The organism is Streptomyces sp. NPDC102270 (genome assembly GCF_044766405.1).
GTDB lineage: Bacteria > Actinomycetota > Actinomycetes > Streptomycetales > Streptomycetaceae > Streptomyces.
The window spans coordinates 484,146-494,697 of sequence record NZ_JBIWLX010000006.1 but is presented as its reverse complement, the minus strand read 5'-3'; the positions used below and the strand labels follow the sequence as shown (position 1 = coordinate 494,697).

Sequence of the window (10,552 nt, the reverse complement as noted above, 5' to 3'; positions counted from 1 at the left end):
GCGTTGATTTTTGGCACGCTGTTGAGTTCTCAAGGAACGGACGCTTCCTTTGTACTCACCCTCTCGGGCTTTCCTCCGGGCAGTTTCCCTTCGGTGTTGCGTTTCCGACTCTATCAGATCCTTTCGGGCCTGATTCCCTGTCGGCGGGGCCTTTCGACATTCACTACGTTAGCCGATTCCCTCGGCAACTCATAATCGAGTCCTGCGAGTTCGAATTCGGGCGTGCGGGCACGCCGAAATCGCCCCCGCCGAGGGGATGTCGTAGGTAGTGGTTTGGCCGCTCTCGGCTGCTGGCGATCGCCGTAACCGGTACAAGCGGCTCGGGCCACGTTACGCATCTTCCAAGAGCGAGTCAACTTGAGCGCCGCCTCGGGACATGAGCCCGGTAGGGGCTCACCGTCGGGTCGTTGGCCACCCAGAACCGCCAGGGGTGGACGCCTCCTTCGCCGGCCACCCCGGTCCGGGGACCGTGGAGTACCTGGTCGGAGGGGACCGGGGTGCCGGTGAGCATCCTCAGCGGAGTCTCCTCCTGGGCACACGCGTCCGTGCCGTCCAGAGCCCGGTCCACACCCAGGGCCGTGGCCAGGCGGGCCGGCCCTTTGGCCAGTTCCTTGTCATTTCGGGCCGAGAGTCGACGTTTGCGAGCCAGCTCGGCGCCTTCGAGGACCTCGCCGGCGCGGAGCAGGACGGCGCTCGCGCGGCCTGCCGGTCCGCACACCAGGTTCATGCAGAACCACATGCCGTAGGTGAAGTAGACGTACACATGCCCGGGCGGACCGAACATCACGTCGTTGCGGGCGGTGCGGCCGCGGTAGGCGTGGGAGCCGGGGTCGTTCGGACCGTCGTAGGCCTCGACCTCCGTGAGGCGCACCGCGATCGGCCCGTCGGGGGTCGTACGGACGAGGGTGCGGCCGAGGAGGTCGGGGGCGACTTCCAGTACAGGGCGGTCGAAGAACTCTCGTGGCAGTGGCGTACGGTCCGGGGGCGTGATCATGGCGTACGAGCGTAGTCCAGACGGGTGTGTGCCAAGGGTGGTCAAGGGTTCGTCCGCTTGCCAGGGTGAGGGCGCGGAACCGACCACGGCCGGATCGCGTTTGTAGGGATCAGGAATCCGCGCGTTCTAAGAGGAGAGACATGGCGTTCAAGAAGCTGCTCGCGAGCCTGGGGGCCGGCGGGGCTTCGGTGGAGACGGTGCTGACCGAGGTCAACGTCGTCCCCGGTGGTGTCGTCCAGGGCGAGGTGCGGATCCAGGGTGGGTCCGTCGACCAGGAGATCGAAGGGCTGTCGGTCGGGCTCCAGGCCAAGGTCGAGGTCGAGAGCGGCGATCAGGAGTACAAGCAGGACATCGAGTTCACGAAGGTCTCGCTCGGCGGTGCCTTCACGCTTCAGGCCAACGCGGTGCACGCGGTGCCGTTCGGTCTGGAGATCCCGTGGGAGACGCCGATCACGGTGATCGACGGGCAGCCGCTGCGCGGCATGAACGTCGGTGTGACCACCGAGCTGGCGATCGCGCGTGCCGTGGACTCCGGTGACCTGGACCCGATCAGCGTGCACCCGCTGCCGGCGCAGAAGGCGATCCTGGACGCCTTCATGCAGTTGGGCTTCCGCTTCAAGAACGCGGACCTGGAGCGCGGCCACATCCGTGGGACGCGGCAGCGGCTGCCGTTCTACCAGGAGATCGAGTTCTTCCCGCCGCAGCAGTACCGCGGGCTCAACCAGGTCGAGTTGAGCTTCGTCGCGGACGGCAACGCCATGGACGTCGTGCTGGAGATGGACAAGAAGCCGGGGCTGTTCAGCGAGGGCAGCGACACCTTCCGGTCCTTCCAGGTGGGACTGCACGACTACCAGAGCACCGACTGGGCCGCGTACCTCAACCAGTGGCTGTCCGAGGTCGGCAGCAAGCGCAACTGGTTCTAGGCTCGGAACTGCTGATTCCGGTAATCGATCAGGAGGTACCGAGGTGACCGAGCTCAAGCGGCGTCCGCTCCCCCATGACTTCCATCCGCCCGTGCCGTCGTTCACGGTGACGAGTGAGGACGTGCAGGAGGGCGGCACGCTCAAGGACGCTCAGGTCTACGCGGCCGGCAACACCTCTCCGCAGCTGCGCTGGGAGGGCTTCCCGCCGGAGACCAAGAGCTTCGCCGTGACCTGCTACGACCCCGACGCCCCTACGGGCAGCGGGTTCTGGCACTGGGTCGTGTTCGACATTCCGGCCTCGGTGACCGAGCTGCCGGTCGGTGCGGGCAGCGGCAAGTTCGAGGGGCTGCCGGAGGGTGCCGTACAGGCGCGGAACGACTACGGGTCGAAGGACTTCGGTGGGGCCGCTCCGCCGGCCGGGGACGGGCCGCACCGGTACGTCTTCACCGTGTACGCCGTGGACCAGGAGAAGCTCGGGCCGGATTCCGCTGCCTCTCCCGCCTTTGTGGGCTTCAACCTGCGTTTTCACACGATCGCGCGTGCTCAGTTGATCGGTGAGTACGAGGTGCCCGCCGAAGACTGACGTTCATCGGGCGTTTGCCCGCCTCTGGTCTTGGAATTGATCAGAGGCGGGCACTTTTTATTGCGTTGTCCATCTCGGCGTGCCCGGCCAGAGTTGATCCAAGCCCAAGCCCGCCAGGGGGTGGGACGGTGCACATGGGAGGTGGGCTGACATGCGGGACACGCTGGTACTGAACGCGAGCTTCGAGCCGCTGTCGACGGTGACGTTGAACCGAGCCGTCGTTCTGGTGCTGCAGGACAAGGCCGTCGTCGAGCAGTCCCACCCCGAACTGCGCATGCGCGGAGCCGCGGTCGACATACCGGCGCCCCGGGTGATCAGGTTGTGCAGGTATGTGCGGGTGCCCTTCCGAAGACAAGCCCCCTGGTCCCGGCGGGGTGTTCTGGTGCGTGACCGGCACAGGTGCGCGTACTGCGGGCGGCGGGCGACGACCGTGGACCACGTGGTGCCGCGGTCCCAGGGTGGTCAGGACACCTGGCTGAACACGGTGGCCTCCTGCGCGGAGGACAACCACCGCAAGGCGAACCGGACTCCGGCGGAGGCCGGGATGCCGTTGCTGCGGGAGCCGTTCGAGCCGAGTCCGGCTGACGCGATGCTGCTGTCGCTGGGGCACGAGGACTTCTCCGCGCTGCCGGACTGGCTGGCTGGAGAGGCCGCCGCCTAGTCATCTGCCGGGTTCGGTTGTGATGCGGCTGCGAGCGTGTTGTGGCTTGTCGCGCCCCGCGGCGGAGCCGCATGTCGATACAGCCCCGCGCCCCGGAGTACGTGGGGGCCCGCCTTCGTCGAGAAGGCGGGACCCTTTGTCGTACGGCAATCCCTGTTTCAGTCGATCTTCGGGGTCTCCCGGCGTTCCGAGCCGCCGTTGCCTCCGCTCGAACCGCCGCCGAAGTTGCCGAAGTTGCCCATGGCTCCGGACAGGCCCTTGAGGGCGTCGCCGATTTCGCTGGGGACGATCCAGAGCTTGTTGGCGTCGCCTTCGGCGATCTTCGGGAGCATCTGGAGGTACTGGTAGGAGAGGAGCTTCTGGTCCGGGTCTCCGGCGTGGATCGCCTCGAAGACCGTGCGGACCGCCTGGGCTTCGCCTTCCGCGCGCAGGGCGGCCGCCTTGGCCTCACCCTCGGCGCGCAGGATCTGGGACTGCTTCTCACCTTCGGCGGTGAGGATGGCGGCCTGGCGCGTGCCTTCGGCGGTGAGGATCGCGGCGCGCTTGTCACGGTCGGCGCGCATCTGCTTCTCCATCGAGTCCTGGATGGAGGTCGGCGGCTCAATTGCCTTGAGTTCGACGCGGTTTACCCGGATGCCCCACTTGCCGGTGGCCTCGTCGAGGACGCCGCGCAGGGCCGCGTTGATCTCCTCGCGGGAGGTCAGGGTCCGCTCCAGGTCCATGCCGCCGATGATGTTGCGGAGCGTGGTGACGGTGAGTTGCTCGATCGCCTGGATGTAGCTGGCGACCTCGTAGGTCGCGGCCCGGGCGTCGGTCACCTGGTAGTAGATGACCGTGTCGATGTTGACGACCAGGTTGTCTTGGGTGATCACCGGCTGCGGCGGGAAGGGTACGACCTGTTCACGCAGGTCGATACGGTTGCGGATGGTGTCGATGAACGGGACGACGATGTTGAGTCCCGCGTTGAGTGTCCGCGTGTAGCGGCCGAACCGCTCCACGATCGCGGCACTCGCCTGCGGGATGACCTGGATCGTCTTGATCAGGGCGATGAAGACCAACACCACCAGGATGATCAAGACGATGATGACCGGTTCCATCGTGCTCCCCGTGCCCTTCTCTGCCTCGGCGTTCTCGGAAGATCTTATGGTTGTTGAAGATCTTGCTGGTCGAGTGTGTCAGACCGTCGTACAACTCGTGGTGCGTTCGGTTCAGTTGCATCCTGCGAGGTCACATGACGATCGCCGTGGCTCCCTCGATGTCGACGACATCCACTTCCTGACCTACTTCGAAGGCCCGGCCGGTGTCGAGAGAACGGGCCGACCAGACCTCTCCGGCGAGCTTGATCCGGCCACCCGCGCTGTCGACGCGCTCCAGGACGACGGCCTGCTTGCCCTTCAACGCGTCGATGCCGGTGGCGAGTTGGGGTCGCTGGGAGCGGTGCCGGGTCGCGATGGGCCGTACGACGGCGATGAGGGCCACCGAGACGACGACGAAGACGAGCACCTGGACGACGATGTCACCGCCGAGTCCGGCAGCGACGGAGGCGGCGACGGCGCCCATCGCGAGCATGCCGAACTCCGGCATCGCGGTCACCACGAGCGGGATTCCGAGCGCAGCCGCGCCGACAAGCCACCACACCCATGCGTCGATGTCGTTCACGTGGTCATGGTAGGTCCGCGGGTACCTCCGCGGACAGGGCGCAATGGAGCGGGAACGGGCTTCTTACCCTTGTTTTTGCGGGTACTTCACGTGATCACGACAGTGGCAGGCCCTGCGCGGTCCAGCGCTCGCCGACCTGCTCGACGACGAGGGGGAGGCCGAAGCACATGGAGAGGTTGCGGGAGGTGAGTTCGAGCTCCAGGGGGCCTGCGGCGAGCACCCTGCCCTGGCGGATCATGAGGACGTGGGTGAAGCCGGGGGCGATCTCCTCGACGTGGTGCGTCACCATGAGCATCGAGGGGGCGATCGGGTCGCGCGCGAGTCGGCCGAGGCGGCGGACCAGGTCCTCGCGGCCGCCGAGGTCGAGACCGGCGGCGGGCTCGTCGAGGAGGAGGAGCTCGGGGTCGGTCATCAGGGCGCGGGCGATGAGGGTGCGCTTGCGCTCGCCCTCGGAGAGGGTGCCGAACTTCCGGTCCAGGTAGTCGCTCATGCCGAGGCGGTCGAGGAAGGCGCGGGCGCGCTGCTCGTCGATGTCCTCGTACTCCTCCTGCCAGCCCGCGGTCATGCCGTACGCCGCCGTCAGCACGGTCTCCAGGACGGTCTGACGCTTGGGGAGCTTGTCGGCCATGGCGATGCCGGCCATGCCGATGCGGGGGCGCAGTTCGAAGACGTCGGTGCCGGGCTTGCCGAGGGTCTCGCCGAGGATGGTCGCGGTGCCCTTGCTGGGGTAGAGGTAGCTGGAGGCGAGGTTCAGGAGCGTGGTCTTGCCGGCGCCGTTGGGGCCGAGGATGACCCAGCGCTCGCCCTCCTTGACCGACCAGTTGACCTGGTCCACCAGAGCCCGGTCCTCACGGACCACGGATACGTCCTGAAGCTCCAGAACATCGCTCATGAGCGCGTTGTCTCCCCTTGCAGTGTGACCGGTGTCGACGTCTCGGCTGGCGCGTGCGCGCTTTTGGGCGCAGCCCTCGATGAAATCTACGCCACCGGTCGGCTGCTCCCGTTCAGTGGTCCGGTCCTTAGGCTGGGGGGCATGCTCTCGGAACCGCGCTCTGGACGCCTTGCCGCTTGGGGAAACGGCCTTTTGGCCGGACTTGTCTCGCCGGACGACGCCGTACTGGCGATCGTCGGTGACGATGCCGTGCACCGGGTGGAGGGGCTGCCGGGTGAGACGGTGGCCGTCGGTCTCACCCTGGCGCTCGGGCGGCTGCGGTCGCTCGGGGTCACCGGTCTGCGGGTCGCGCTGCCCGCGCCCGGGCATCCGCTGGGGCTGAGCGGGCCGCCGGAGTTCAATGCGCGCGCGTTGGAGGCGGAGGAGGCGGTGGTCTGTCACGGCGCCGCCCTGGGGCTTGTGCCGGAGGTGTACGAGGCCGGGCCGTCGGGCGATGTGCATGTCGAGGTGGTGTGGCATGTGCTGCCTGTGCGGGAGGCGCCGCCGGCGGACGTTCCCTCGCTGGGCGAGGCCGAGCGTGAGCTCGCGGAGGCCTTGCGGGACGCGACCGAGGTGCTGTCGCGGCTGGACGTGGCCGGGTCGGGGCCGGTGGCGGAGGCGGCGATCGGGGCGTACCGGGCCCGGGCCGAACGGGGGCGGGAGGTACTGGCGCCGGGGTATCCGCCTCGGGCGGTGCGGGTGTTGGAGCTTGCCCAGCGGGTGGGGTTGCTGGTGTCGCTGGCCTACGAGAACGGGCCCGGGGGCGCGGTGAGCTCCGCCGAGATGCGGGCTCGGGGGGAGGCGTTGCGTCCGGTGGAGCGGACGGGGCGGCGGGCGCAGGTCGCTGCGTACAACGCGTATGTGGAGGAGTTGGAGCGGGGGGTGCGGTGACCGGCGTGGGGCTGGGTGGGGGGTGCGTGGCCCGGCCCGGTGTGGGGCTGGACGGCGGCCGGGACGGCGTGCCCCGGCGGGGGGATGGACGGCGGCGGGGAGGTGTGACCCGGCCCGGCCGGGGGGGATGGACGGCGGCGGGTGCGGTGACCGGCGTCGGGCCGGGCAGAGGGGCGCGTGGCCCGGCCTGCGTGGGGCTGGACGGCGGCGGGCGTGACCCCGCCCGGCGCAGGGCTGGATTGCGGCGGGTGCGGTGACCGGCGTCGGGCCGGGCAGAGGGGCGCGTGGCCCGGCCTGCGTGGGGCTGGACGGCGGCGGGCGTGACCCCGCCCGGCACAGGGCTGAACGGCGGGGGTGCAGTGACCGGCCTCGGGCCGGGCAGAGGGGCGCGTGACCCGGCCCGCGCGGGGCCAGACGGCGGGCGTGACCCCGCCCGGCGCAGGGCTGGATTGCGGCGGGTGCGGTGACCGGCGTCGGGCCGGGCAGAGGGGCGCGTGGCTCCATCCGCGGGCGGGCCGGTCCTCTCCGCCGGGGGCCGCTCGCACACTACGGGGTGCCGCTCCGCTCCCTGAGGGACGCGTGACGTCCCGAGCCGATGGCCCGGTGACTGCGCGTGTCAAACGGACCGGCCTCCCGGGTGCGTGGTGCACCCGGGAGGCCGAAGTCACTCCCCGTTCGGCGAGGGAAGTCAGTGGTTGAGGCCGAGGTTGCCGAAGGCGGGGTTCAGCACGCCGATGACGTTCACGCTGTTGCCGACCGCGTTCACCGGGATGTGCACCGGGGCCTGGACGAGGTTGCCCGAGACGACGCCGGGCGAGCCCACGGCCTTGCCGTCGGCGTGCGACCCGTCGGTGGCGGAGGCCATACCGGCACCGGCGGCGACCAGCCCGCCGGCCACCATCGTCACGGCCGCTACCTTCTTCAGGTTCTTCACTTCTAAGCCCTCCTAGCGATTGCCGCGGCAGTCGCCGCAGCACGCACTGAAGAACGGCGGGCCTCCCCGAAGGATGCGCCATTCGGGGGACATTCCCACGACGGTATGAATCTCACTCCGGAGCGGAACCCTCCGTATTGCCGTGCGCCTCGGGATCAACCGGCCACTCCGTGACGAACCGCCCACAGTGCCGCCTGGGTCCGGTCCGCCAGGTCGAGTTTCATCAGGATGTTCGAGACGTGTGTCTTGACGGTCTTCTCGGAGAGGACCAGCGCACGGGCGATCTCCCGGTTGGAGCGGCCGTCCGCGATCAGTCCGAGGACCTCGCGCTCCCGCTCGGTGAGCGAACCGCCTCTTCCCTGGCCGGAGTTGTTCTCCTCCTGGGACAACAGGGCGCCCGCTACCTCGGGTTGGAGCAGGATGTGCCCGGCATGGACGGAACGGATGGCGCCGGCGAGGGCGTCGGGGTCGACGTCCTTGTAGACGTAACCGGCGGCGCCCGCGCGCAGGGCCGGGACCACGGTGCGCTGTTCGGTGAAGCTCGTGACGATCAGCACGCGCGCGGGGTTGTCCAGTTCGCGGAGCCTGCGCAGGGCCTCGATGCCGTCCATGCCCGGCATCTTGACGTCCATGAGGACGATGTCGGGCCTCAGTTCCTCCGCGCGCGCGACGCCCTCGGCGCCGTCGGCGGCCTCGCCCACGACCTCTATGTCGTCCTGCACTTCGAGGAAGGTGCGCAGCCCCCGGCGGACGACCTGGTGGTCGTCGACGAGCAGGACCTTGATCGCGTCAGCCACCGGGGACCTCCATCTCGATCGTGGTGCCCTTGCCGGGCGCCGATTCCACGGTCAGCGTGCCGCCGACCCCGCTGGTGCGGTCCCGCATGGAGACCAGGCCGAGGTGGCGTCCCGCGCGGCGGACCGCCTTCGGTTCGAAGCCGCTGCCGTCGTCCGTGACGCGCAGGACGGCTCCGCTGCCGCGCCGGTCCAGGGTCACGTCGACATGTGCGGCTCCGGAGTGCCGCAGCGCGTTGTGCAGGGCCTCCTGGGCGACGCGGAGCATGGCCTCCTCCTGGGCGGCGGGCAGTGCGCGGACGTGGCGGGCGGCGAAGGTCACGCGCGCGGTGTGGGCACGGTCCAGGACCTGGACGTGGGTGCGCAGGGTGGCGGTCAGGCCGTCCTCGTCCAGGGCGGCGGGACGCAACTCGACCACGGCGGCGCGCAGTTCGTCGGTGGCCTCGGCGGCGAGCGTGGCCACCTGCTGCATCTCGTCCTTGGCGCGGGAGGGGTCGCGGTCGACCAGGGCGGCGGCGGCCTGGGCGGTCAGGCGCAGCGAGAAGAGCTTCTGGCTGACCGCGTCGTGCAGTTCGTGGGCGAGGCGGGAGCGCTCCTCGGCGATCGTGAGCTCCCGGCTGCGTTCGTACAGGCGGGCGTTGGTCAGGGCGATCGCGGCGTGCTGGGCGAGGATCGAGAGCAGTTCCTCGTCCTCCTCGGTGAAGCCACAACTTCCTTCAGGCTTGGGGCAGTTTTTGTTGGCGAGGAACAGGGCACCGATGACCTCGTCGCCGTCGCGGATCGGCAGGCCCAGGAAGTCGACCATGTCGGGGTGGGCGGCGGGCCAGCCCTCGAAACGGGGGTCCTTGCGGACGTCGGCGAGGCGCTCAGGGGTGGCCTCGTGCAGCATCGCGGCGAGGATGCCGTGCTGACGTGGGAGGGGGCCGATGGCCTTCCACTGGGCGTCGCTGACACCGTCGACCACGAACTGGGCGAAGCCGCCGTGGTCGTCCGGGACGCCGAGGGCGGCGTACTGCGCGTCGAGCAGCTCGCGGGCCGAGGCGACGATCGTCTTGAGGACGTCTCGCACCTCGAGGTGCCTGCTCATGGCCAGCAGCGCGGAACTCACCGCGGCGAGGCCGGACCGGGGGCCTTGACTCATGCCCTCAGCGTACGGGCGGGGTGTGACAGCGCGGATCGGACCTGTGACGGCTTCCGGCTGGGCCGGGCGACCTAGGGCGAAGGGCCTCACCGTTCTGCGGCCCGCGTCCGAGGCGGCGGGGCGCAGGCCGTTCCTACGTTGGGGGCACGCCGATCAGGCGGCGTGGAGGACGAGGGGACGTGTGTCATGCCGGTAGCGATCATCACGGGGGCCTCGAAGGGGCTGGGTCGGGCGCTCGCCGAGGCGCTGGCCGCGCGGGGTTGGGACCTGGTGCTCGACGCGAGGACGGCCGAGGTCCTGAAGGAGACGGCGGCCGCGGTCGCCGGGCACGGAACCCGGGTGACGGCGCTGCCCGGGGACGTCACGGACCCGGCGCACCGCGGGGAGCTGGTGGCGGCGGCCTGGAAGTTCGGCGGCGTCGATCTGCTGGTGAACAACGCGAGCGCGCTGGGCGTCGAGCCGCTGGCGCGTCTTGAGGAGCTGCCGCTGGAAGGGCTGCGCCGCGCGCTGGAGGTGAACGTGGTGGCCGCGCTGGGCCTGGTGCAGGAGGCGCTGCCGCTGTTGCGGGCGTCCGGGGCCGGCGCGGTGATCACGATCAGCTCGGATGCCGCCGCCGAGGCGTACGAGACCTGGGGCGGCTACGGGGCGTCGAAGGCCGCCCTGGACCACCTCGCGGCGGTGCTCGGCGAGGAGGAGCCGCAGCTGCGGGTGTGGGCCGTCGATCCCGGGGACATGGCGACCGACCTGTACGCGGCGGCCGTACCGGACGACAAGGACCCGCGGCCGGAGCCGACGAGTGTGGTACCGGGCTTTCTGCGACTGCTGGACGAGCGGCCGCCGAGCGGGCGGTACGCAGCCTCCTCGCTGGGGGAGGAGCGATGACACTCGCGGTCCGGGTACCGAAGGAACTGCCGACACGGGTGCCGGCCGAACGGCGCGGGCCCCGGCTCGACCGGACACAGGCCGCCGCAGCCGCCCTCGGCCCACAGCCCGCGGCGGCGAGGCGACCGAGGGCATCCTCCGAGCGGGCGGTACGAGGCC

General features: G+C 70.0%; 12 protein-coding genes. 5 read left to right on the top strand and 7 right to left on the bottom strand.

Annotated features, from left to right (window positions below):
* Positions 1–352 precede the first annotated feature (352 nt).
* The gene (locus ACIRP7_RS15105) at positions 353–994 is read right to left on the bottom strand and encodes a DNA-3-methyladenine glycosylase (RefSeq protein WP_403658402.1); all 642 of its coding nucleotides are present in this window, start codon (positions 992–994) and stop codon (positions 353–355) included.
* A gap of 140 nt (positions 995–1,134) precedes the next feature.
* Here ACIRP7_RS15105 and ACIRP7_RS15100 point away from each other — a divergent pair, with 140 nt between their 5' ends.
* The 3 genes from ACIRP7_RS15100 to ACIRP7_RS15090 all read left to right on the top strand — a co-directional run bounded on the left by ACIRP7_RS15100 (position 1,135) and on the right by ACIRP7_RS15090 (position 3,161).
* The gene (locus tag ACIRP7_RS15100) at positions 1,135–1,917 is read left to right on the top strand and encodes a sporulation protein (protein WP_403658399.1); all 783 of its coding nucleotides are present in this window, start codon (positions 1,135–1,137) and stop codon (positions 1,915–1,917) included.
* 43 nt (positions 1,918–1,960) lie between these two features.
* Positions 1,961–2,500, top strand: coding sequence for a YbhB/YbcL family Raf kinase inhibitor-like protein (locus ACIRP7_RS15095; RefSeq protein WP_403658396.1), 540 nt, complete (start codon positions 1,961–1,963; stop codon positions 2,498–2,500).
* 151 nt (positions 2,501–2,651) lie between these two features.
* Positions 2,652–3,161, top strand: a complete 510-nt coding sequence (locus ACIRP7_RS15090; RefSeq protein WP_403658394.1) for an HNH endonuclease — start codon at positions 2,652–2,654, stop codon at positions 3,159–3,161.
* Between the two features lie 158 nt (positions 3,162–3,319).
* On the opposite strand, the gene ACIRP7_RS15085 is transcribed toward ACIRP7_RS15090, so the two are convergent.
* From ACIRP7_RS15085 to ACIRP7_RS15075, 3 genes are all read right to left on the bottom strand, one after another.
* Positions 3,320–4,258, bottom strand: a complete 939-nt coding sequence (locus tag ACIRP7_RS15085; RefSeq protein ID WP_057618170.1) for an SPFH domain-containing protein — start codon at positions 4,256–4,258, stop codon at positions 3,320–3,322.
* Between the two features lie 130 nt (positions 4,259–4,388).
* Positions 4,389–4,820 (bottom strand): NfeD family protein, encoded by a 432-nt coding sequence (locus ACIRP7_RS15080; RefSeq protein ID WP_403658390.1) that lies wholly within the window; start codon positions 4,818–4,820, stop codon positions 4,389–4,391.
* A gap of 94 nt (positions 4,821–4,914) precedes the next feature.
* The gene (locus ACIRP7_RS15075; RefSeq protein WP_403658387.1) at positions 4,915–5,712 is read right to left on the bottom strand and encodes an ABC transporter ATP-binding protein; all 798 of its coding nucleotides are present in this window, start codon (positions 5,710–5,712) and stop codon (positions 4,915–4,917) included.
* Between the two features lie 141 nt (positions 5,713–5,853).
* Here ACIRP7_RS15075 and ACIRP7_RS15070 point away from each other — a divergent pair, with 141 nt between their 5' ends.
* Positions 5,854–6,642, top strand: coding sequence for a hypothetical protein (locus ACIRP7_RS15070; protein ID WP_403658384.1), 789 nt, complete (start codon positions 5,854–5,856; stop codon positions 6,640–6,642).
* Positions 6,643–7,330: 688 nt separating this feature from the next.
* Here the strand turns inward: ACIRP7_RS15070 and chpE are convergent.
* The 3 genes from chpE to ACIRP7_RS15055 all read right to left on the bottom strand — a co-directional run bounded on the left by chpE (position 7,331) and on the right by ACIRP7_RS15055 (position 9,511).
* A complete protein-coding gene (chpE, locus tag ACIRP7_RS15065; RefSeq protein WP_403658381.1) occupies positions 7,331–7,576 on the bottom strand; it encodes a chaplin ChpE in 246 nt (81 codons plus the stop codon).
* A gap of 155 nt (positions 7,577–7,731) precedes the next feature.
* A complete protein-coding gene (locus ACIRP7_RS15060) occupies positions 7,732–8,373 on the bottom strand; it encodes a response regulator (RefSeq protein ID WP_403658379.1) in 642 nt (213 codons plus the stop codon).
* Positions 8,366–9,511 carry a GAF domain-containing sensor histidine kinase gene (locus tag ACIRP7_RS15055; RefSeq protein ID WP_403658376.1) on the bottom strand — a complete coding sequence of 382 codons (1,146 nt, stop codon included), beginning with the start codon at positions 9,509–9,511 and terminating at the stop codon, positions 8,366–8,368. The genes ACIRP7_RS15060 and ACIRP7_RS15055 overlap by 8 nt, the downstream gene beginning before the upstream one ends.
* A 186-nt stretch (positions 9,512–9,697) precedes the next feature.
* Between ACIRP7_RS15055 and ACIRP7_RS15050 the strand changes: the two genes are divergently transcribed.
* Positions 9,698–10,393, top strand: coding sequence for an SDR family NAD(P)-dependent oxidoreductase (locus tag ACIRP7_RS15050; RefSeq protein WP_403658373.1), 696 nt, complete (start codon positions 9,698–9,700; stop codon positions 10,391–10,393).
* The last annotated feature ends 159 nt before the right edge of the window (positions 10,394–10,552 follow it).

What these genes read in the sequence shown, in the direction of transcription:
- ACIRP7_RS15105 (WP_403658402.1), bottom strand. Translation starts at nt 994, where the DNA reads ATGATCACGCCCCCGGACCGTACGCCACTGCCACGAGAGTTCTTCGAC.
- ACIRP7_RS15100 (WP_403658399.1), top strand. Translation starts at nt 1,135, where the DNA reads ATGGCGTTCAAGAAGCTGCTCGCGAGCCTGGGGGCCGGCGGGGCTTCG.
- ACIRP7_RS15090 (WP_403658394.1), top strand. Translation starts at nt 2,652, where the DNA reads ATGCGGGACACGCTGGTACTGAACGCGAGCTTCGAGCCGCTGTCGACG.
- ACIRP7_RS15085 (WP_057618170.1), bottom strand. Translation starts at nt 4,258, where the DNA reads ATGGAACCGGTCATCATCGTCTTGATCATCCTGGTGGTGTTGGTCTTC.
- ACIRP7_RS15075 (WP_403658387.1), bottom strand. Translation starts at nt 5,712, where the DNA reads ATGAGCGATGTTCTGGAGCTTCAGGACGTATCCGTGGTCCGTGAGGAC.
- ACIRP7_RS15070 (WP_403658384.1), top strand. Translation starts at nt 5,854, where the DNA reads ATGCTCTCGGAACCGCGCTCTGGACGCCTTGCCGCTTGGGGAAACGGC.
- ACIRP7_RS15055 (WP_403658376.1), bottom strand. Translation starts at nt 9,511, where the DNA reads ATGAGTCAAGGCCCCCGGTCCGGCCTCGCCGCGGTGAGTTCCGCGCTG.
- ACIRP7_RS15050 (WP_403658373.1), top strand. Translation starts at nt 9,698, where the DNA reads ATGCCGGTAGCGATCATCACGGGGGCCTCGAAGGGGCTGGGTCGGGCG.